The organism is Bacteroides stercoris ATCC 43183, assembly GCF_025147325.1.
In the GTDB taxonomy this organism is placed as follows: domain Bacteria; phylum Bacteroidota; class Bacteroidia; order Bacteroidales; family Bacteroidaceae; genus Bacteroides; species Bacteroides stercoris.
On the sequence record NZ_CP102262.1, the window covers coordinates 3,563,257 to 3,584,355 of the forward strand.

The window sequence follows — 21,099 nt, forward strand, 5'->3', positions numbered from 1 at the left end:
CCGCTTATGGGTTACCCCTAAGAACCCCTCTACGAAAGCGAGCAGAATAATCAATTGCAAACAAAAAAAAGAAGCTATGGCAACAAAATCAAGCATACATATCAAGCCTTGCAACATCGCATCGAGCGAGGCGCACAACCGAAGGACTGCCGAGTATATGCGTAATATCGGGGAGTCCAGAATCTATGTCGTTCCCGAACTTTCCACCGATAACGAACAGTGGATAAATCCCGACTTCGGCACTCCCGAACTGCGGACGCACTATGACAATATCAAGCGGATGGTCAAGGAAAAGACCGGACGTGCCATGCAGGAAAAGGAAAGGGAACGCAAGGGAAAGAATGGAAAGATTATCAAGGTGGCGGGATGTTCACCCATCCGTGAAGGAGTATTGCTTATCAGACCGGACACCACACTGGCTGATGTACGCAAATTCGGTGAAGAGTGTCAAAGACGCTGGGGCATCACTCCGCTACAGATTTTCCTGCACAAAGACGAAGGGCATTGGCTGAACGGTCAGCCGGAAGCGGAAGACAAAGAGTGCTTCCAAGTCGGTAACAGATGGTTCAAGCCGAACTATCATGCCCATATCGTTTTCGACTGGATGAACCACGAAACCGGGAAGAGCCGAAAGCTCAATGACGAGGATATGGCAACTATGCAGACCCTTGCTTCCGATATTCTCCTGATGGAACGTGGGCAGGCAAAAGCTGTTACAGGTAAAGAGCATTTGGAACGGAACGATTTTATCATTGAGAAACAGAAAGCCGAACTGCAACGTATAGAGGAAACCAAGCGACACAAGGAGCAACAGGTAAGCCTCGCCGAGCAGGAACTCAAACAGGTAAAAGCAGAGATACGTACGGACAAACTCAAAAGTGCAGCTACCGATGTAGCCACAGCCATAACCAGCAGTGTAGGTTCTCTTTTCGGAAGCGGTAAATTAAAAGATTTGGAACAATCTAACGAGAATTTACGTCATGAAATTGCCAAACGTGACAAGAGCATTGATGAATTAAAAGCCAAGATGCAGCAAATGCAGGAACAGCACGGCAAACAGATTCGTAATATACAGGGAATACATAATCAAGAGCTTGAAGCTAAAGACAAGGAAATATCACGATTGAATACCATTCTCGAAAAAGCATTATGCTGGTTCCCATTGCTCAAAGAAATGCTGAGAATGGAAAAATTATGCTATGTCACTGGTTTTACCAAGGGGATGGTTGATTCTCTTTTATACAAAAGGGAAGCTCTCAGATGTAGTGGAAAAATCTATTCCGAAGAATATAGACAGAGATTTGAAACAAAAAATGTAATTTTCAAAATTGAACGAAGCCCGATCAATAAGAATAAATTGATGCTGACTATAAACCAACAGCCAATCAGCGAATGGTTCAAGGAACAATGGGAGAAGTTACAGCAGCATCTGCGTAACTCAGTGCAGAAAGAACAAAAATCCAAAGGATTCAGAATGTAATCTGATAGTATTTGATTGGATTTCAATAAAATTGACTATCTTTGCAAGCGGATGGAGGTAACTCTGTCCAGACATATTAGAATTTTGAAGAAGCGTTATGCTTATCTTGTAAGTTAGAAACCTGAGAAACTTCGAACGTAGTACAAGGATAGCATAGTGGTTCTCACGCTATAGCGTGGGCTGCTATCACCATATCTGTACTACAAGGTTTTCTCAGGACCTCTAACTTAGGACGTGGGCATTTGCAGTTCCACGCTTCGTGGTTTAAACTAAAGGGTACTCAAGGAAGCTGCAAGACCCAATTCTCTTTTATTATGGAAATTATTTTTATTGGAATTGCCGTTATCTTAGGAATTTGGCTTCTATTTCATGCGGCTATATATTTATGGGTTTTATTCGAGGAATATGTTCTTCCTATACTCATATTTTGTGGAGTTGGCTCATTTTTCTTTTGGTTGATATTTTGGATATTTGGCATAAAAGAAATCTTTGGCATTTCTACCATGATTATAGGTGCTGTTATCGGTTTTATTCTATGGATATGGATAACTTTTTTTGGCGACAATGGGGGACATAGCGATTATGAACATGAAGATATGGATCATGACATGCCGATTCATGTAAAAATAGACAATTAATAACCCAATAAAAAAGAGTAAATATGAAAAAGTTTTGCTATTCGATTATCGGCTTATTTGTAATAGTTTTAGTAAGCAGTTGTAGTAATGGAAGTAAAGTGTTACAATCGCCTGAAGATGCCGTACGCGAAAGGTATGGGCTGCCGTGGCAAACAGAAGAAGAATATGAAGCCGCTTGCAAGTCTAACAGAAAGTTCCAAGGGCTTACACCCTTTACAGAGCTTCAAGAATGGTCGAAATATTATTATGAAGAAGATGCCGTATTCGAAGAAAAAGTCAAACAGTACGACATGATAAACAATACGCTTCAAAAACTGGCATTCGGGGTGATGTATAACAAGGGCAATGATGAAAACGCAATGAAAAAACTACTCATAGAATCAGGCTATGGCGATAATGAAGAACAATGCAAAGCCCTTATCGAAGGATTGAAAAAAGACGGATTCCTAATGAAAGAGCTGAATGAAATGCGCTTAGCGCACAGAAAGCGTATCATGGCAGAGATAACCCCTCTGTGCGAGTCTCTAAATGATGAAGGGATTGCGTTTCAGGCAGAAAACAGAGAAGGGATAGAAAACAATGTCATCAAAGAAGCGTATGTTACTGCGAAACCAAAGGACTATGAAATACAACCGGGACAATGTCCCTTTAATTTCTATATCAAGGCATCAATGCTGAAAGACGTCTATGTGAGTAGTTGTTCGATATATAATAAGACATTTCTAATGCATGAAGACGGAGAAGATTTTATATCGGGCATAATAGGCTTTGAAGACTTGAGATTGTTTCCATTTATCACAGGAAAGTTAGTTACATTTAGGTATTTCTAATATTAAAACCAAGAAACAATGAATATTAAGACATTTACTATTATCGCTATAGCATCATTTGCCGTTTTGTCAGTTACCGCATGCGGTGGGAAACAAAAAGCATCAATCGAAACCGAACAAACAGAAGAAACTTCAAAGACAGAAGTTATAGTGAGTGACAATAAACTTTTTATTAACTCTGATTTGTATAACATGTCGGAAGAAAAAGTGATATTCAATGCGCACGGCAGACTAGATCCTGACAACCCATCCTTTGGTACAGACCACATAGACCATTATCGCACTTTATTCGTTAAAGAAAATGGCGGATTGACCGTTGGCTATGTAGTTAAGACAACGAGAGGAATCACCCTGCAAACCGGGAAGACTTTCTATTTTTACAATGACTTATGTTTGAAGGAAAGAACAAGGGATCTTTACAATATTGTTGGGATGGTGAAAAACAATGGAGTCTTGATACCAATGAAAATCACAATTGACGGAGAGGACAACCGCATCATGCTGGAATGTAAAGGAGATGAGACGCTTACATTCGTTCCGCTTCGTGGTGATGATTCCGAAATTGAATATACGGTTCAAGCACTAAAAGATTATTGCTACAAGAACAAACTTACTATCCATGCTGTACCTTATCTGGAATTTACAAATTAAACAACCCTAATATAGCGAAATTCACTCTTTTAGTGAAATTGGGTAGTATAATTCCACAATGGTAAAAACAAAAGAGTCGTATCATTACTCATAAACGAGCTTGATACGACTCTTCTATTTAATTAGGTAACTACAATTCAAGAAGGTTGTTCTATTGGTTTATCAAAAATAACTAATTCGTCAAATAGAAGACATAATCATAAATAGCCCAATCTTTATATTTATAAATACCTTCTATCGGGAACTGTAATTTGCATTTCTTTTGGGCAGTTGAAAGTATAAGAGAAACATCGTCATCCGTAACTGTTAAGCCTTCAGGAAAAGCTAATGTAATATCAGTTATACAGCCATTTAAATCCGAATACAAAAAAATATTCATCCAACCTTTTACACCTTGAGACTTATATTTATTACAAATTTCATCTAAAAAAACTGATCCTTGCAAAATTACCGGAGGTGCATATAAACTTTCTTCTGCAAATGAGAAATTTCGGATAGACTCAGCTTTTTTCTCACTTGTATTTGTAGATACATACACATTGTTACCGATACTTTTTCTTTCAAATATTGACTGCGCAACAGTATATTGAAATGCAAGAAAAGCAAATAAAAAAAACAATATCTTTTTCATAACAGTAAATTTAATAAAGTTTGAGTAATGAATTAATGCATGATGTACCATAGTCGTAATTGCCAAACTTATATCCTTTTCCACTATATCCTCTACTATATTCTCCAAAAATATTGCTCCACTTTACGAATTCATTAATATCTATAGATGTAGGCTTCCCATTTGCACATATAGAAGCAACATACGTTTGAAATTCTCTTTCATATTGAGGTATTAAAGAAGGGTCAGTCAAGCCCGAAGTCCATAACGATTGATATGAAGGGTCACCATCTTCACCTTTAAAAGTCCAAGAATACCCAGCATGAATATATCTAATAATACCTTGATAAAAGGCTAATTCAAATTCCATCATACCTGTATCTCTTTTTTCCTTATCAGTATCTACTTTTTTACCCTGAACATCTCTTTGATACATGTGAATAAACTCATGTTCCATGCTGCTGGCTAAGATACCATAAGGAGGAAAAGCTAAACTTCCTTTTCTAAAATATGCCGACGCATATGTGTCATCCAAAAAGATAGTTCCAGCATAAGAAGTCTTATTGCGTACTGCTTCATCTATATTTCTATAGCAATTTATACTGGTCATTTTTGCATAAGCATCATTAACTTCTTTAATTTCAGCAGAAGTTAATGTCGGAGCTCCTCCTGTAAATAACGATGCCAAATTAGCGTTTAAGGCAGTTGAAACTGAACGGGTGCTTGGTTCAACATTACCTATAAATTCATCAACCTCATTAGTACAAGAAGACCAACATAGCCCAACGCATGTAAGTAAATACAAAATTTTCTTTTCCATAAGAGATCTGATTTTTAAGGTTATTACAAAACAGGAAGACTGTCACTATTTATAAGCAACTAATCATCCATGTTAATATATTTTTAAATAACAATTTTAGAAAAACAACTTAAATCGCTTACAGAAAGGATTAGATTATTTAATACTTTAAAATTTCAAAGGGGATGGAATGGAGTAACAAAATCGGGGTATTCACAAAAACTCAAGGTACAAAACAACAAGCAATACAGAAAACACCATTAGTTTTCATGATATACTTACCGCTCATCAAAAGTGGACCTGGGGAGAATCGAACTCCCGTCCAAACGAGGAAACCATATGCTTTCTACATGCTTATCTTTGCCTTCGGTTTTCGAGCATAAGCAAGACCAAAGCCACCAACCTATGCCTTATCTCCTAATATTTCGTAAGAGCTATGGAGAAGAACTCAAACTATCCCCGATTTTGCTGTGCCGCTTTATCAAACGCTTCGGAGCAAGAGCTTTTGAGCGACATCTCGTTTCCACCACTTTGGCAGAAATAAAGCTAATCTACTATACTTCGATTAAGCAGCGAGAGCATAATTTTCGTTGCCAGATAAAATTTTGATAACTGAGATTTAAGTGGAAATTACCGACCCACTGCATGCTTACATACCATTCCAACTCGCTGTCAATTCCAGTCAAGCCCAAAATGATATTTCAAAGTTACGTATTTATTTGATAAGAACAAACAAAACAGCAAAAAATATAATAGAATACCACAAGGCATCATAATAGTTAAATTATTTAAGACTTGTAGGTAGTGCTTGATATAAAGAATGATAATCAGACTATCACTTTTTATTTTAGGGTGTATTTCGGGGTGTAAATCCTGTAACAATCTGATTATCAATCTTATTTGTGGAGCTGGAGGGAATCGAACCCTCGTCCAAACGAGGAAATCATAAGCTTTCTACATGCTTATCTTTGCCTGATTTTTCGTGCAACGGCAGAACCAAAGCCATCAACCGTTGCCTTATCCTCTAAAGTTTCATCCGAGCCACGAGGCTGACACGAACTATCCCCGATTTGACTGCACCACTTGACCGGAATGCTTCGGAGCAACAGCTTCCGAGTGATGTCCCGTCCCAACACCTTGTGTCGGGATTAAGCTAATCTACTATACTTCGATTAAGCAGCAAGAGCAAATTGTCTTTCGCCAGATAAAATTTTGAAGACTGAGATTTAAGTGCAAATCAACGACGCACTGCATGCTTACTTACCATTTCTGCCCGCTGTCAAATCCAGTCAACCCCATGACTTCATAACAAACAGAAAATCAAAAGAAAACGTATCATTTCTGATTTTTGAGGGATAAAAAAGAGATAAACAATATATCTTTTTTCTTTCCTTTTCGCTTTCTCTTCTGCAAAGATACGAATAAATTTCCTTATTACGGTTCTTAATCCCGGCAATTTTACATCTTATTTTATATTATCAGAGGAGAAACTGAAAGCAGCCGCACATGCATACCCTTCCTCGTACAGGTCGGTAAGCTTGCTTATGTCCCTTTCGATGCGGTCCACCACTATCGGTTTTTGCGGACGTATCACGGTAATCTCTCCCGCATCTTCCAGCCGTTCCACCAGTTCCAACTGTTCGTTGTAAACACTGCTGCGCCGGTTGATAGCCTCGCGCAGGCGAGGATATTTCTTATAAATAAAAGATGGGACTTTAGTCCCTTGAATATCTTTCCGATACCCCCGGTTACGCGTAAGCACCACTACATTGCGGTCGTAACCGTCGCGGCGGGCACGCATCAGGGGAATGCTGTCCGCAATGCCGCCGTCCAGCATCGGAATATTATCCACATACGTAACGGGGCAAACAAAAGGCAGACTGCTCGAAGCGCGCACAATATCGATGACACGCTCCTTGTTCTTCTTTTCCTCAAAATAGTCGGCCTCTCCGGTCAAACAGTTGGTGGTTACCATGACAAAACGCTCCGGGCAACTGAAATAAGCATCATAATCATACGGCAGGATATGCTCGGGAAACTCACGGAACAACAGGTCGAAATCCATGATGTTACGTTTCTTCAGCAGATATTTCAGTCCGATATAATTATACTTCTCCAGCAGGTCGATATTGCTGTACCTGGCACGTCCCCGCTGCCCCGACATGTACGACAATCCGTTGCATGCACCCGCGCTGACACCAATCGTATAAGGAAAGCGGATGCCCCGGTCCATGAAATTGTCCAACACGCCGCAGGTGAATACGCCTCGCATGCCTCCACCCTCCAGAATCAGGCCGCTCCGATTGTCTATATGTATTATTTTCTCCATAAGTGTCAGAATTAACGCACCAAAGATAGCTTTTGTTTACGATATTCTGTTTATATTTGCACACATAACTATAAATTAATAACAATTTAATCATGATGAAAAAGTCTGTATTAATTGCCGCCTTAGGACTGTTCAGTCTGAATACAATGGCACAAGACGCCCCCAAAGAAGAGGGATTCGTCTTTACTACCGTAAAAGAAAACCCGATTACGTCCATCAAGAACCAGAACCGTTCCAGTACGTGCTGGAGCTTCTCCAGCCTCGGTTTCCTGGAAAGCGAGCTGTTGCGCATGGGCAAAGGAGAATACGACCTTTCCGAGATGTTCGTCGTACACCACACCATGGTAGACCGCGGACAGAACTACGTACGCTATCACGGCGACAGTTCTTTCTCACCGGGCGGAAGTTTTTATGACATCATGTTCTGCCTGAAGAACTACGGACTCGTGCCGCAGGAAGCCATGCCGGGCATTATGTACGGTGATTCGCTGCCTGTACACAACGAACTGGATGCCGTGGCAGGCGCATACGTAGATGCCATCGCCAAAGGCAGACTCACCAAGCTGACTCCCGTATGGAAAAACGGTCTGAGCGCCATTTACGACACTTACCTCGGCAAATGCCCTGAAAAGTTCACTTACAAAGGAAAAGAATACACACCGAAGACTTTCGGCGAATCACTCGGCATCAATCCGGACGATTATGTATCGCTGACTTCGTATACACACCACCCGTTCTACACCCAGTTTGCCATTGAAATTCAGGACAACTGGCGCAACGGTCTTTCCTGGAACCTGCCTATCGACGAGCTGATGGCTGTTATGGACAATGCCATTAAGAACGGTTACACCTTTGCATGGGGCAGTGACGTGAGCGAACAAGGTTTCACCCGCGACGGTATTGCCGTTATGCCGGATGCAGCCCGCGGCGCAGAACTCACCGGTTCGGACATGGCTCGTTGGACAGGCCTTACCGCTGCCGACAAGCGCAAAGAGCTGACCGGCAAACCGCTGCCGGAAGTCAACGTTACCCAGGAAATGCGTCAAACTGCTTTCGACAACTGGGAAACAACCGACGACCACGGCATGGTTATCTACGGCATTGCCAAAGACCAGAACGGAAAAGAATATTTCATGGTAAAGAATTCCTGGGGACTGAGCGGCAAGTATAAAGGCATCTGGTATGCTTCCAAAGCTTTCGTTGCTTACAAAACCATGAATATCCTTGTTCATAAGGATGCACTGCCCAAAGACATCGCCAAGAAACTGGGTATTAAATAACATCTTTCCGAAACCGGAACAGAAAAAGAAAAACGCATTAGTTGTCATCACTCATCACCAAATCCCTGCATACCCCTATTCATCGGGTATACAGAGAGTGACGACAAAATTATAAGAGTGACGACCGAATATCGGTCGTCACTCTTTTTTTGCAGCCTTCCGCACCAACTATCTGTATTACAAATACTTGTCATTTACGGACAGAAAATTGATTATGCCTTGTTTTCTTTGTTTTTTGCCACATTTCACTCCGGTTATCTCCGATACAAAATACAACAATGCCTTATATATAATGCCGCAAAGCTTCATACATAATGTCGTTATACCTGTTTCTTTTCTTCGTTTTGCAATTGGCAACCGAAGAGCCCGCAGTTGGCAACCGCACGGCCCGCAACCGGAAACCGGACAGCCCGCAATTGAGAAACGAAGTTTTACACCGTTCCGAACGGTATTTTACACCATATACAAGCGGGAAAAAGACGGTATGAAACAAGAAAAACAACAGGTGTTTCCCACGTTTCTCACCTTACTTTTTTTATATCTTCCACGATCTGCGGCACTGTCAGCCGGTTGTCCCGCAGCAACTCGCCTGCATCATAACGGTCTGCAAACTCTTTACGGATGCCATAGTTCAGCACTTTCATGCCCGATGTGCCGTAATAGCGGGCAATCTTCTCGCCAAAACCACCGTCGAGCACACCGTCTTCGAGAGTTACCACCAACGTGTGGTCGCGTTTCAAATCTTCGAGCAAAGCCTCATCCACTCCGGTAATGAAACGGGGATTGACGAGTGTTGCATCCACTCCGGTTTCTTCTTTCAGCTTTCCAACCACTTCTTCGCCCAATTGAAAGAAAGAGCCAAGCCCAAGAACGGCAACCTGCCCGCCACGGTACGCCACTTCATAACGGTTCAGCAGCTTGCCGTAATCCTTCTCCGGTTCGATGCCGCGCGAAAGGACTCCGTTGGCGGGAACACGAATGGCTACGGGATGCTCCGTCTGATGAATCCCCCACTCCAACATGGCAAAATACTCCTCACGGCAAGTAGGAGCCAGATAAACCATGTTCGGAATGTTGCCGATGACCGGAATATCGAACAGGCAAAGGTGAGTGACATCGTTCATTGTCGAAGCGCCACCCCAAAAGACGAGAATCAATGCGGGATTGTTGTTGATGCAGAGGTCCTGCGACAACTGGTCGTAGGCGCGCTGGATGAAAGTGCTGTACACCCCGAATACCGGTTTCCCGCCACCGGCGGCAATGGCAGACGCCATGGCAACGGCGTGCTCCTCGGCAATGCCCACATCGACAAACTGACGCCCCGCCTCTTCGCGACGCTCTGGCGTAAAGCCGAATACGGTGGGTGTGCCCGCTGTGATGCCGACAACGGTACGGTCTTTCTTCATCTCTTGCAGCAGATACCTTGCCGTAAGGTCGCCGTAATCTTCCTCATTGCCGGAGTCAACCGCCGGGCTGCCCGTCTCCAGGCAGAACGGAGCACTGTAATGGAAACGTTCCTGCTGCTGCTCGGCAAGGCGGTAGCCTTTACCTTTGAGGGTATTGATGTGTACCGCAACCGGGTGGGCGATATCTTTCACCTTTCGGAAAGCATCTATCAATGCCTGCACGTTATTGCCGTCTTTCACGTACAGATAATCCAGTCCCATGGCGGTAAAGAAGTTGCAAGGCGCCTGACCGTCGGTTTCGCGCAGCAGTTGCAGGTTGCGATACAAACCGCCGTGATTTTCGGCAATGGACATTTGGTTGTCGTTCACAATCACGATGAAGTTCGTTCCCAGTTCGGCTGCATTGTTCAACCCTTCAAAAGCCTCGCCACCGCTTAAAGAGCCATCGCCAATTACGGCTATCACATTGCCCGTACCGCCTTTCAGGTCGCGCGCTTTGGCAAGTCCGGTGGCAAGGCTGACGGAAGTCGACGTATGTCCGATAACGAAGAAGTCATGTTCGCTTTCCGAGGGTTCGGTGTAGCCCGACACTTCATCGTATGCGGCAGCGTCCATAAATGCCGCCTTGCGCCCTGTGAGTATTTTGTGTGCATAACTTTGGTGGGAAACGTCGTAGACAATCTTGTCTGCCGGCGAATTGAACACATAGTGCAAGGCAACGGTAGCCTCTACCATACCCAGATTCGGGCCTACATGACCGCCGTGCTCACTCAGCTTCTTCAGCAATACGCCGCGCACTTCTTCACTCAATGTTTCCAGTTCGCCTGCCGAAAGCCGCTTCACGTCGGCAGGCCCGTTAATCTTTTCTATATACATAGCTTTATTTATAAATAGATGGTTTATTTAAAAACGACGGATAGCATAAAAATGATTTACCGATATGTCCGACGCTGCAAAAATACACCGGAGAGAACATTCGGAAGGTAGACGGATTACGGTTTGCGTTACCCTTTTTACGGTTTGCGTTTTTGCTCAAAATCTCCCCGGATGTGCATTTTTTACCTTGTTTTCTTGTCAAACCCAACTCTTTGCGTAAATTTGCAAGCTGATAGTTAACCGGACAATTTCAGTAGCAGGACTCTACTACTCCTATTCCCGGTACTGACGTATGGAATACTAATACTAATAATTAATAACATGAGTTTGAAAATCGTTGTACTGGCAAAACAAGTTCCCGACACACGCAACGTTGGGAAAGATGCCATGAAAGCCGACGGAACCATTAACCGCGCGGCACTCCCCGCCATCTTCAACCCCGAAGACCTGAATGCCCTTGAGCAAGCTCTCCGGCTGAAAGATGCACATCCGGGCTCCACCGTAACCATCCTGACCATGGGACCGGGACGCGCAGCCGAAGTTATCCGTGAAGGACTTTACCGCGGCGCCGACAACGGCTATCTGCTGACCGACCGCGCTTTTGCCGGAGCCGATACGCTGGCCACTTCCTACGCCCTTGCCACCGCCATCAGGAAGATAGGCGATTATGACATCATCATCGGCGGCCGCCAGGCCATCGACGGCGATACGGCACAGGTAGGCCCGCAAGTGGCTGAGAAGTTGGGATTGACGCAGGTTACTTATGCGGAAGAGATTCTGAATGTGGACAAAGCAGCCGGAAAGATTACCGTAAAACGCCATATCGACGGCGGTGTGGAGACTGTGGAAGGTCCGCTGCCCATCGTTATCACCGTTAACGGAAGCGCCGCTCCCTGCCGTCCGCGCAATGCCAAACTGGTGCAGAAATACAAACGCGCCCTCGGTGCGCAGGAGAAAGCCGCCATTGAAAAAGAAGGCGCCGAACTGCCGTATGCAGCCCTTTACGAGAAATACCCTTATCTGAACATCACGGAATGGAGTGTGGCCGACGTCAACGGCGACCTCGCACAATGCGGTCTGAGCGGCTCGCCCACCAAGGTGAAAACCATTCAGAATATTTCATTCCAGGCCAAAGAAAGCAAAACGCTCACGGGCAGCGACCGGGATGTAGAAGATTTGATTGTTGAACTGTTAGCTAACCACACCATAGGATAAGATTATGAATAACGTATTTGTATATTTAGAGATAGAAGGCACTACGGTAGCCGATGTCAGTCTCGAACTCCTGACCAAAGGTCGTAAATTGGCTAATCAGTTGGGCTGCCAACTGGAAGCAGTTGCTGCCGGTAGCAATCTGGCAGGCATTGAAAAGCAGGTATTGCCTTTCGGCGTCGACAAACTGCACATATTCGATGCTCCGGGCCTGTTCCCATACACTTCCCTTCCCCACTCTTCCGTCCTCATCAACCTGTTCAAGGAAGAACAGCCGCAAATCTGCCTGATGGGTGCAACCGTTATCGGCCGCGACCTCGGCCCGCGCGTATCTTCCGCACTGACCAGCGGACTGACTGCCGACTGTACCTCACTCGAAATCGGCAACCATGAGGATAAGAAAGAGGGCAAGACCTACGAAAATCTGTTGTACCAAATCCGTCCCGCATTCGGCGGCAACATCGTGGCAACGATTGTGAACCCCGAACACCGTCCGCAAATGGCGACCGTGCGCGAGGGCGTGATGAAGAAAGAGATTCTGGATGCCGACTACAAGGGTGAAGTAATCCGCCACGACGTTGCCAAGTACGTTCCCGAAACGGACTATGTAGTGAAGGTTATCGACCGCCACGTAGAAAAGGCGAAACACAACTTGAAAGGTGCCCCCATCGTCATTGCCGGCGGTTACGGCATGGGCAGCCGCGAGAACTTCGACATGCTGTTTGACCTTGCCAAGGAGCTTCACGCCGAAGTAGGCGCCAGCCGCGCCGCCGTCGATGCGGGCTATGCCGACCACGACCGTCAGATAGGTCAGACGGGTGTAACCGTCCGTCCGAAACTCTATATCGCCTGCGGCATCTCAGGACAAATCCAGCACATCGCCGGAATGCAGGAGAGCGGCATCATCATCTCCGTGAACAATGACGAGAACGCTCCTATCAATGCCATTGCCGACTACGTTATCAACGGTACGGTAGAAGAGGTTATTCCGAAGATGATTAAGTATTACAAACAGAATAGTAAATAAGGAGTTAACTCCGCTAACTCCTAAAGGGAAAAACAATATGGCTAATTTTTATACAGATATTCCGGAACTCAAGTATCACTTGAACAATCCGATGATGCAGCGTATCTGCGAACTGAAAGAACGCGGCTACGAAGATAAAGACAAGTTCGATTATGCACCGCAGGATTATGCGGATGCAATCGACTCCTACGACAAGGTGCTCGAAATCACCGGTGAGATTACGGGTGAGATTATCGCGCCCAATGCCGAAGGTGTGGACGAAGAAGGCCCTCATTGCGCCAACGGCCGTGTGGAATATGCCAGCGGCACCAAACAGAACCTCGACGCCATGGTAAAGGCCGGACTGAACGGTATGACCATGCCGCGCCGTTTCGGCGGACTGAACTTCCCGATTACCCCGTACACCATGTGCGCGGAAATCGTAGCTGCCGCCGATGCTGGCTTTGGCAACATCTGGTCTTTGCAAGACTGTATCGAGACTCTTTACGAGTTCGGTAACGAAGACCAGCACAGCCGTTTCATACCCCGCATCTGCGCCGGTGAAACCATGTCCATGGACCTGACCGAACCCGATGCCGGTTCCGACCTGCAGAGCGTGATGCTGAAAGCCACTTACGATGAAACCAACAACTGCTGGCGCCTGAACGGCGTGAAGCGTTTCATCACGAACGGCGATGCCGACCTGCACCTCGTGCTGGCACGCTCGGAAGAGGGAACAAAGGACGGCCGCGGTCTGTCCATGTTCATCTACGACAAGCGTGACGGCGGTGTAAACGTGCGCCGCATCGAAAACAAACTGGGTATCCACGGTTCGCCCACTTGCGAACTGGTATACAAGAATGCGAAATGCGAACTTTGCGGCGACCGCAAGCTCGGTTTGATTAAATACGTAATGGCGTTGATGAACGGCGCCCGTCTGGGTATCGCCGCTCAGTCCGTAGGTCTGTCGCAGGCTGCCTATAACGAAGGGCTGGCTTATGCCAAAGACCGCAAACAGTTCGGCAAAGCCATCATCGAGTTCCCCGCCGTGTACGATATGCTGGCTATCATGAAAGCCAAACTGGATGCCGGCCGTGCCCTGCTGTACCAGACTTCACGCTACGTAGACATCTACAAGGCACTGGACGACATCGCCCGCGAACGCAAACTGACTCCGGAAGAACGTCAGGAACAGAAGAAATATGCCAAACTGGCCGATTCCTTCACACCGCTGGCAAAAGGTATGAACTCCGAATACGCCAACCAGAATGCTTACGACAGTATCCAGATTCACGGCGGTTCCGGCTTCATGCTGGAATATGCCTGTCAGCGCATTTATCGCGATGCACGTATCACCAGCATCTACGAAGGTACCACACAGTTGCAGACGGTAGCCGCCATCCGCTACGTCACCAACGGTTCTTATGCCGCCACCCTGCGCGACTATGAGCTGATTCCGTGCAGCGAAGAAATGCAACCGCTGTTGGACCGCGTAAAAGAAATGACGAATAAGTTCGAAGCCTGCACCAACGCCGTTAAGGAAAGCGGCAATCAGGAATTGCTGGACTTCGTGGCTCGCCGTCTTTACGAAATGGCTGCCGTGTGCGTAATGTCTCACTTGCTGATTCAGGATGCGACAACAGCTCCCGAAATGTTTGCCAAGTCGGCGCTGGTGTACGTAAACTATGCCGAATCTGAAATAGAGAAGCATTTCAACTTCATCCGTAAGTTCAAGGCGGAAGAGTTGGAAAGCTATCGCAAGTAAAGACGTATAGATAGAAAATGCAGCGGACACCGGAACTTTATCAGTTCCGGTGTCCGTTTGCTTTTTATACACTCTAACTCTGTATCCAAAACAAGATTCGTCAACCATTAATCAGATGAAGCTGGATATAGAAATCGCAAATATTAACTAAAAAAAAAGTTACTTTTCACTCAATATACAATTATTATTTATATCTTTATTTCTTTCAAGGATTTTCTTTGAAAATGAATCTAAAACACAACCAAACGTATGCAGCAAAGACACGAAAACAGAAAGACTTACTTTCAGGAACTGGCAACGACCAGTGAACTTCATTTCCTTCCCTACATTCACCGATTCACTTCTGTCACTCCCCAAAGCCGGATTCTTGAAATCGGTTGTGGCGAAGGTGGCAATCTGGTACCCTTTGCCCGCATCGGCTGCCGGGTTACAGGCATTGATTTATCCGAAAACCGCATCCGGCAAGCCCGCCAGTTCTTCCAGGAAGAAAGACTGCCCGCCACTTTCATAGCCTCGGATATTTTTCAAATCATACAATTGGAAGAAGCATTCGACATCATACTGATTCACGATGTTATAGAGCATATCTCCGAAAAATACCGCCTTTTAGAACATATCAAACGCTTCCTCACTCCCGGTGGACTACTCTTTATCAGCTTCCCTCCCTGGCAAATGCCTTTTGGAGGGCATCAGCAGATTTGCCGGAACAAATATGTTTCACGCCTGCCTTTCATTCATTTATTGCCCGCAGGCATCTACAGCAGTTTATTACACCACTTTGGCGAAAGCCAGGCACGCATCGATGAACTTCTCGACATACGGAAATGCCGGACAAGTATCGAACTATTCGAAAAACTTCTCTGCACTTCCCACTATCAGATTTTTCACAAACAATTCTGGTTTATCAATCCGCATTACGAACAAAAATTTCACCTTAAACCGCGTAAATTGCTACGTCTCATCGGTTCGATACCGCATCTGCGCAATTTTTTCTGTACCTCATGCTTTTATCTGATACAATCATGAGGAACCGTATCCATGAACTGGACTATCTGAAATGCCTGTTTATCATACTCATGATCATCTTTCACCTGAGCCATATAGGAAGTAAGTATCCGTATGCCAAAAGTATCGTATATACTTTCCATATGCCCGCCTTCCTGTTGATTTCGGGTTATCTGATTAACGTGCATAAAAAGCCGGAAATTTTTCTGAAAGCGATGGCATGGATATTCATTCCATACACCATTATGGAAATCAGTTATGCCTGCATGTCTATGCTATTTCCCGTTTGGGACGGGATAAAAGAAATCAGTGCCTCAGTTCTGCTCGGCAAAGTATTGCTTGATCCTATTGGGCCTTACTGGTATCTGCACACATTCATATTATGTGGCACCACCTATTATTTCGTGCATACTTATCTCAGTTCGACTCCATTTATCCGCCTACTGGTAACAAGCAGTCTCCTTTTACTTTTCTCTTACATCTTTCATTTGCTGACATTTGCCAATGCTTTCTATTTCATGGCAGGCACTGCTATCCATCTGGGAAAACGTCCGTTCCTATCTTGTTTCCCCGCTTCTTTTCTTGCCATTATCCCTCTGGTTTTTCTGTGCAGCCAGCCGGAGAATCTGAACAGAGGCACTTTAGGAGGCATATTAATTACCGGATTGGTCATCAGCCTTTCGCTGTACATCTACAAACATCTTCCCCATACTGTGAAGCAAGCTTCACTGTTCATCGGAAAGAACACATTGCCTATTCTTCTTTTCTCCCCCGTCTTTACCGCACTGTCCAAACTCTTTCTGCCTTTCTTTTCGTTCGACCCGACAGGGATATGCTTTCTCTGTACCGCCACAGTCATCACTCTGTACGGTAGCATTTTCATCGCATTCTGTTTGGATAAAGCACGCCTTTCTCCTTTCTTCTTCGGAAAAAAGATACTCATATAGAAAATCGGCATTTCAATAGAACCTATATTACGGCGACACACGACCGGAATAACCCAAGAAGCGGAAATGTGATGCGGAAGCTCGGCATGACTTACTGCTATTCATATGAAGAACAATGGCAACCCAAGAACTTTCCTGTGATATTCAGGATGTACCAGTTAAACTTAGATGGTAATACTGATTCCGTATACAGGAAATACTGGGATACGTCCGAAAATCATTTTATCGAAGATTTGTAGCCGATATAAGCACGTTGCTTTCAAATAGACACATCATTCTTTTATTTACTGATAGGTCGATATAAATGGAACAGAAGCGGACAGAATAGAAAGAGAATGATTCAATTTTCTTCTTCATCCGCTTTCTTTTCTTTATATTTGCATCTATAAAAGCTATCTGAACAAATAAAGTAAAATAGACGATTGCCCAATCATTGTTAGAGAATAATTTCTTTGATGTACAGAAACTTTTTGTCGTTATTTTGCGCTTTTCTGCAAACTGTTCCGAAGTATTTCCCCGACAACATTTTACACTGTCGGGGAGCAAAGGGTGGAAATGGTTCTATCTATTCGGGATTTCTCCCGTCCTCTGTAGCACGCCGTCCCGATAGAACTCGATACGCCCGGGCTTGAACCCCATTTCTCCGAGGGCTATATACTTGATATAGTCCCGGTACTTTTCGCCTGAAAAGTTCTTTCCGCAGAGATTGTTGAAAAACATCGGGATAGAAAACCCGTCCTCGCTCGACAGCACCACTTTGCCGTCCTGTCTGATTTCATCTGTCATACCCATTTTGTTTTTAAAAGGTCGTTAAATATTGAAAACCGTTTTTTCTTTCCCTGCTTTCGCCTTGCAGTACAGGTCTGTTTTTCGGTTTTTTTAAGGCAGGGAGAGGATAAAGCATCGGCATAATGAGCCAAACCCGGATAGAAGAAGGTGTGTCGTAATGCACGATGCACCTTCTTTCTTATTCATCACTATACAAATCTGTTCATTTTCTTTAAGCTGCGATCTTTTGAAGATTTCTTTGATTTATGTGTTCCCAGCATCTAAAAACAGCAGTTGTAAGCTCATAAAACAGTCTAATCAGCCAGTTCATACCTTCTTTTGTCAGTTTTGCACACATCTTTTTTATATTGAAGGCAATGGCTAGGAAGGCAAAGTCCATGAAGACCTTGTCCTTTCCAAAATGTCGGAAACGTTTGTAGTTCATATTGTTTTTAATTTGTCCGAACACGGCCTCCGGTTCTATGCATCTCTGCCCTCTGTGTTTCAGTCCTTTCTCTGAGCAGAGCAGTTCTTTGGCTCTCCGCTTGTATTGTCTAAGCCTATGATTCAGTTCTATCGTCCTGTTTCCTTTTGCTTTAAAACAGCGGCATCGCAGGGGACAGCCTTCACACCTGACAGCTCTGTACCGTGCATTTTCGCTGACATATCCGGATGCGGTTTTCACATTCCTGGTGCCTATCCTCCGCATCCTTTGCCCCATAGGGCAGATGCAGAAGTCATGTTCTTCATTGTAGTAGAAGTTTTCGGCCTTGAACGGGTCCGGTTTGAATCTCGGCCGCTGCTCCATGTGGAAATAGTTGTACTTTACGTAGGCTTCCATGCCGTTTTCGGACATGAAGCGGTAATTCTCTTCGGAGCCATAGCCGGAATCAGCAACCACCGTATGGGCCATCCGGTCATACCTGTTTGAAAAAGATTGCAGGAAAGGAATCAGGGTCAGTGTATCCGTAGGGTTCGGGAAGAGTGCAAAATCGGTGATGAACTGATTTTCGGTGCCGATTTGAAGGTTGTAACCGGGCTTCGTCTGTCCGTTGCGCATGGCATCCTCCTTCATTCTCATAAAAGTAGCGTCCTTGTCCGTCTTGGAATAGGAATTCCTCTCTTGCAGCGTTTCCAGATGGCAGTCAGTCGTATTCCTGCAGTTTGTCCCTGTGTTCTTCCAGTTCCTTCAACTGTTTGTGTTTCTTTTTCAGTTCAGTCTTTTCCTCTTTCGCGGATGGCTCGGAAACCTGTTCCAGTGCATGACGCAATTCTCCTGCCATTTCAGTCAGCATGGCCGGAGTGAACTCAACCTCCTCATTGTTCTCTGATGACTTCTCCCGGGCAATGACATCGTCTATCTGCCCTAACAGGACATGTATCTTCTTCATCAGGCGTTCACGGTTCCGCTCAACCGTTTTTCGCCAGACGAAAGTGTACCTGTTGGCTTTGGATTCGATCTTTGTCCCGTCAATGTATTCCACATTCAGGCTGATGAAGCCTTTGGAAGAGAGAAGAAGTACGGTTTGCGTAAACACCTCGTTGATTTCCTTCTTCACCCGGTTGCGGAAACGGTTGATGGTAATGAAATCCGGTTTCTCATATCCGGCCAGCCAGATATAATGGATGTCACGGTGAAGAAGCTTTTCAATTTTCCGGCAGGAGTAGATGTTGTTCATATAGGCATACAGAATGACCTTGAGCATCATCTTGGGGTGGTAAGGGCTGCGACCGCATTCCTTATACAGCTTTCTGAAACTTTCAAGATTCAAGCCCTCAACCAGGGCGTCAACCATGCGCACCGGATCGTTTTCTGCAATATCCTCATCAATTCTTTGAGGAAAAAGAACGGTTTGGTTGGGATTGTAAGGACGAAAATGTATCTTTGTCATAGTAAAGAACTTATGCTTAAAGATACAAAATCTTTAGGTAATAACAAAGCCCCAGCTTGTGAAAGTCGGGGCTTTTGCGTAAAAAACAGAAGGGGTGCATTTTGACACACCTTCAGCAGATTACCATTCAGTAGATACCAGTTCTGAAAGATGTAAACAACTTGTTTCTTAGATAGCCTTATAAATATGCTACTACTTATTACAGTTCATTTGGAAATGTTATTCTCACTTTTATTCCTCCGCTTTTTCACTTGCTCCACTGCTTCAGATATGATTCCCTTGTTTTCAAAACGCTGCGTGTAATTGGTATAATCCGGGTGAATACGTTCGTAAGTTGGGTCAGTGAATAAGGGACTCGTAATAATGTGGTCCGCAGTCGAACGGTTACAGCAGAAAACAATATTTTCAACTCCAGCCAGTCTGGTCAATGCTTTCACATCCGTATCGTGCGGCTGTAGTGTCATCGGATCTGTAAAAAAGAACAGATAGTCTATTTCTCCTTCTACGATCCGCGAACCAATTTGCTGGTCACCTCCTAAAGGACCAGATTTCAGGATTGTGATATCCCATTTGATTTCAGGATGTTTTTCTTCAAGGGCTTTTTTAATTAGTGTACCGGTTGTACCCGTACAATAGAATTTATGTCCTATCAGACGTTCCGAGTTCCAGAGAACCCACTCTATCATGTCTTTTTTCATTGCATCGTGTGCAACAAGCCCAATTCTTCGAACAATTGTTTTCATTAAGCTAAATTATTTTTATATGATAAATTATAATAACAAGAAAAAACTAATTCTATTGAAGGCCGGAGGATGACCGGATAAGTCTGAGCAATTCTTTGTTTGCCCGGCTATCCATGATGGTTTCCCGTTTTTCTTCAAAAAGATTGAGTGTTGTGGAGCATTCCCCACAGATGTCAATGCCCACTACCTGTTCTTTCTGAAGAATAACAGCCAGCAGTATCTCCAATTCCCATAAGCTGAGAGAACCTTGATCCCAGTTTGTTGCTGCCGAAGCCGGATTCAAGACATCCTTGTCTATGGAAATGTAAACCGGCCCGTTGATATGTCCGGAAGAAAAGTCCTGCCAACCCTCTTCGTGCATGAGCGTAGTTTCACTGTAAAACCGGACTTGTCTTTCATATCCTTTCGGCACAGCCTGTATCAGTTTGTCTGAAGCACCTACGATAATTACTTTCTTGCAGTTGTTGTTATGGTCCAATATATTCTTTACCCAACTTCCGCAAGAAAGTATGTTGTCAAACAACGGTGGCTGCATATCGGGATGGTGGTCGAACACAATCAGCGAAAACGGAGTTTCGAGTTTGTCTGTCCAGAATTTAGTCAAATAATGATAGTTGCCTGAATCGATGAAATGGACTCCCTCCGCCGGATAATCAGCAATCATCCGCTTCAAAGCCAAAGTACCATCCCTGTCACAGTAGCCCTCTGTACCATAAAGATGACGACAGTCCAACCATATAAACTTATTGTTCCGGGCAAACGCCTCGTAGTCATACACTCCCGTGAAGTTCATGATGATGATCGGCCATGCTCTCCGTTTATCTGTTTTTTGATTTTGCCCGCTCATACGTTGTTTTTGCAT

The 21,099-nt window shown here is 44.6% G+C and carries 17 protein-coding genes, 2 other RNA genes and 2 pseudogenes; 11 read left to right on the forward strand and 10 right to left on the reverse strand.

The genetic code is table 11. The annotated features are described in order from the left end of the window. Positions 1-76 precede the first annotated feature (76 nt). The 4 genes from NQ565_RS15070 (at position 77) to NQ565_RS15085 (ending at position 3,599) form a co-directional block, all read left to right on the forward strand. Positions 77-1,480 (forward strand): hypothetical protein, encoded by a 1,404-nt coding sequence (locus tag NQ565_RS15070; RefSeq protein WP_005654510.1) that lies wholly within the window; start codon positions 77-79, stop codon positions 1,478-1,480. Positions 1,481-1,794: 314 nt separating this feature from the next. Further along, positions 1,795-2,118, forward strand: coding sequence for a hypothetical protein (locus NQ565_RS15075; RefSeq protein WP_005654503.1), 324 nt, complete (start codon positions 1,795-1,797; stop codon positions 2,116-2,118). Between the two features lie 23 nt (positions 2,119-2,141). After that, positions 2,142-2,948, forward strand: a complete 807-nt coding sequence (locus tag NQ565_RS15080) for a hypothetical protein (RefSeq protein WP_005654501.1) — start codon at positions 2,142-2,144, stop codon at positions 2,946-2,948. A gap of 18 nt (positions 2,949-2,966) precedes the next feature. Then, the gene (locus tag NQ565_RS15085) at positions 2,967-3,599 is read left to right on the forward strand and encodes a hypothetical protein (RefSeq protein ID WP_005654499.1); all 633 of its coding nucleotides are present in this window, start codon (positions 2,967-2,969) and stop codon (positions 3,597-3,599) included. 172 nt (positions 3,600-3,771) lie between these two features. On the opposite strand, the gene NQ565_RS15090 is transcribed toward NQ565_RS15085, so the two are convergent. The 5 genes from NQ565_RS15090 to NQ565_RS15110 all read right to left on the reverse strand — a co-directional run bounded on the left by NQ565_RS15090 (position 3,772) and on the right by NQ565_RS15110 (position 7,337). Further along, a complete protein-coding gene (locus NQ565_RS15090; RefSeq protein WP_005654497.1) occupies positions 3,772-4,230 on the reverse strand; it encodes a hypothetical protein in 459 nt (152 codons plus the stop codon). 10 nt (positions 4,231-4,240) lie between these two features. After that, positions 4,241-5,029 (reverse strand): hypothetical protein, encoded by a 789-nt coding sequence (locus NQ565_RS15095; RefSeq protein ID WP_005654492.1) that lies wholly within the window; start codon positions 5,027-5,029, stop codon positions 4,241-4,243. 271 nt (positions 5,030-5,300) lie between these two features. Beyond that, positions 5,301-5,698, reverse strand: a transfer-messenger RNA (tmRNA) gene (gene ssrA / locus NQ565_RS15100). A 210-nt stretch (positions 5,699-5,908) separates the two neighbouring features. Next, positions 5,909-6,305: a transfer-messenger RNA gene (gene ssrA / locus NQ565_RS15105) on the reverse strand. A gap of 168 nt (positions 6,306-6,473) precedes the next feature. Beyond that, the gene (locus NQ565_RS15110; protein ID WP_005654490.1) at positions 6,474-7,337 is read right to left on the reverse strand and encodes a patatin-like phospholipase family protein; all 864 of its coding nucleotides are present in this window, start codon (positions 7,335-7,337) and stop codon (positions 6,474-6,476) included. A 95-nt stretch (positions 7,338-7,432) separates the two neighbouring features. Between NQ565_RS15110 and NQ565_RS15115 the strand changes: the two genes are divergently transcribed. Continuing rightward, positions 7,433-8,617, forward strand: a complete 1,185-nt coding sequence (locus NQ565_RS15115; protein ID WP_034536169.1) for a C1 family peptidase — start codon at positions 7,433-7,435, stop codon at positions 8,615-8,617. A 521-nt stretch (positions 8,618-9,138) separates the two neighbouring features. Here NQ565_RS15115 and NQ565_RS15120 read toward each other — a convergent pair. Beyond that, entirely contained in the window at positions 9,139-10,899 is a 1,761-nt protein-coding gene (locus NQ565_RS15120; RefSeq protein ID WP_005654487.1) for a 1-deoxy-D-xylulose-5-phosphate synthase, read from the reverse strand. Between the two features lie 321 nt (positions 10,900-11,220). Between NQ565_RS15120 and NQ565_RS15125 the strand changes: the two genes are divergently transcribed. The 6 genes and pseudogenes from NQ565_RS15125 to NQ565_RS15150 all read left to right on the forward strand — a co-directional run. Continuing rightward, the gene (locus NQ565_RS15125; protein WP_005654485.1) at positions 11,221-12,114 is read left to right on the forward strand and encodes an electron transfer flavoprotein subunit beta/FixA family protein; all 894 of its coding nucleotides are present in this window, start codon (positions 11,221-11,223) and stop codon (positions 12,112-12,114) included. Between the two features lie 4 nt (positions 12,115-12,118). After that, a complete protein-coding gene (locus NQ565_RS15130) occupies positions 12,119-13,138 on the forward strand; it encodes an electron transfer flavoprotein subunit alpha/FixB family protein (protein ID WP_005654484.1) in 1,020 nt (339 codons plus the stop codon). A gap of 37 nt (positions 13,139-13,175) precedes the next feature. Continuing rightward, complete coding sequence (locus NQ565_RS15135; RefSeq protein WP_005654482.1) at positions 13,176-14,882, forward strand: acyl-CoA dehydrogenase family protein; 1,707 nt, start codon at positions 13,176-13,178, stop codon at positions 14,880-14,882. Between the two features lie 249 nt (positions 14,883-15,131). Then, complete coding sequence (locus NQ565_RS15140) at positions 15,132-15,908, forward strand: class I SAM-dependent methyltransferase (RefSeq protein WP_005654481.1); 777 nt, start codon at positions 15,132-15,134, stop codon at positions 15,906-15,908. Then, positions 15,905-16,834 carry an acyltransferase family protein gene (locus NQ565_RS15145; RefSeq protein WP_005654474.1) on the forward strand — a complete coding sequence of 310 codons (930 nt, stop codon included), beginning with the start codon at positions 15,905-15,907 and terminating at the stop codon, positions 16,832-16,834. Before NQ565_RS15140 ends, NQ565_RS15145 begins: the two co-directional genes overlap by 4 nt. Positions 16,835-16,857: 23 nt before the next feature. Next, a pseudogene (locus tag NQ565_RS15150) lies at positions 16,858-17,073 on the forward strand (GNAT family N-acetyltransferase); the annotation flags it as partial. Between the two features lie 322 nt (positions 17,074-17,395). Here the strand turns inward: NQ565_RS15150 and NQ565_RS15155 are convergent. The 4 genes and pseudogenes from NQ565_RS15155 to NQ565_RS15170 form a co-directional block, all read right to left on the reverse strand. Beyond that, on the reverse strand, positions 17,396-17,620 hold the full coding sequence (locus NQ565_RS15155; protein ID WP_040315779.1) for a DUF7688 family protein: 225 nt from the start codon (positions 17,618-17,620) through the stop codon (positions 17,396-17,398). A gap of 214 nt (positions 17,621-17,834) precedes the next feature. Further along, positions 17,835-19,494 (reverse strand): annotated as a pseudogene (locus NQ565_RS15160) (IS1182 family transposase). Positions 19,495-19,700: 206 nt separating this feature from the next. Then, positions 19,701-20,237 carry a methylglyoxal synthase gene (locus NQ565_RS15165; RefSeq protein WP_005654459.1) on the reverse strand — a complete coding sequence of 179 codons (537 nt, stop codon included), beginning with the start codon at positions 20,235-20,237 and terminating at the stop codon, positions 19,701-19,703. Positions 20,238-20,289: 52 nt separating this feature from the next. Then, a complete protein-coding gene (locus NQ565_RS15170) occupies positions 20,290-21,099 on the reverse strand; it encodes an arginase family protein (RefSeq protein WP_005654458.1) in 810 nt (269 codons plus the stop codon).

What these genes read in the sequence shown, in the direction of transcription:
- NQ565_RS15070 (WP_005654510.1), top strand. Translation starts at nt 77, where the DNA reads ATGGCAACAAAATCAAGCATACATATCAAGCCTTGCAACATCGCATCG.
- NQ565_RS15135 (WP_005654482.1), top strand. Translation starts at nt 13,176, where the DNA reads ATGGCTAATTTTTATACAGATATTCCGGAACTCAAGTATCACTTGAAC.
- NQ565_RS15090 (WP_005654497.1), bottom strand. Translation starts at nt 4,230, where the DNA reads ATGAAAAAGATATTGTTTTTTTTATTTGCTTTTCTTGCATTTCAATAT.
- NQ565_RS15080 (WP_005654501.1), top strand. Translation starts at nt 2,142, where the DNA reads ATGAAAAAGTTTTGCTATTCGATTATCGGCTTATTTGTAATAGTTTTA.
- NQ565_RS15115 (WP_034536169.1), top strand. Translation starts at nt 7,433, where the DNA reads ATGAAAAAGTCTGTATTAATTGCCGCCTTAGGACTGTTCAGTCTGAAT.
- NQ565_RS15095 (WP_005654492.1), bottom strand. Translation starts at nt 5,029, where the DNA reads ATGGAAAAGAAAATTTTGTATTTACTTACATGCGTTGGGCTATGTTGG.
- NQ565_RS15140 (WP_005654481.1), top strand. Translation starts at nt 15,132, where the DNA reads ATGCAGCAAAGACACGAAAACAGAAAGACTTACTTTCAGGAACTGGCA.
- NQ565_RS15075 (WP_005654503.1), top strand. Translation starts at nt 1,795, where the DNA reads ATGGAAATTATTTTTATTGGAATTGCCGTTATCTTAGGAATTTGGCTT.
- NQ565_RS15085 (WP_005654499.1), top strand. Translation starts at nt 2,967, where the DNA reads ATGAATATTAAGACATTTACTATTATCGCTATAGCATCATTTGCCGTT.
- NQ565_RS15170 (WP_005654458.1), bottom strand. Translation starts at nt 21,099, where the DNA reads ATGCAAAAACAACGTATGAGCGGGCAAAATCAAAAAACAGATAAACGG.
- NQ565_RS15125 (WP_005654485.1), top strand. Translation starts at nt 11,221, where the DNA reads ATGAGTTTGAAAATCGTTGTACTGGCAAAACAAGTTCCCGACACACGC.
- NQ565_RS15110 (WP_005654490.1), bottom strand. Translation starts at nt 7,337, where the DNA reads ATGGAGAAAATAATACATATAGACAATCGGAGCGGCCTGATTCTGGAG.
- NQ565_RS15130 (WP_005654484.1), top strand. Translation starts at nt 12,119, where the DNA reads ATGAATAACGTATTTGTATATTTAGAGATAGAAGGCACTACGGTAGCC.
- NQ565_RS15155 (WP_040315779.1), bottom strand. Translation starts at nt 17,620, where the DNA reads ATGACAGATGAAATCAGACAGGACGGCAAAGTGGTGCTGTCGAGCGAG.
- NQ565_RS15145 (WP_005654474.1), top strand. Translation starts at nt 15,905, where the DNA reads ATGAGGAACCGTATCCATGAACTGGACTATCTGAAATGCCTGTTTATC.
- NQ565_RS15165 (WP_005654459.1), bottom strand. Translation starts at nt 20,237, where the DNA reads ATGAAAACAATTGTTCGAAGAATTGGGCTTGTTGCACACGATGCAATG.
- NQ565_RS15120 (WP_005654487.1), bottom strand. Translation starts at nt 10,899, where the DNA reads ATGTATATAGAAAAGATTAACGGGCCTGCCGACGTGAAGCGGCTTTCG.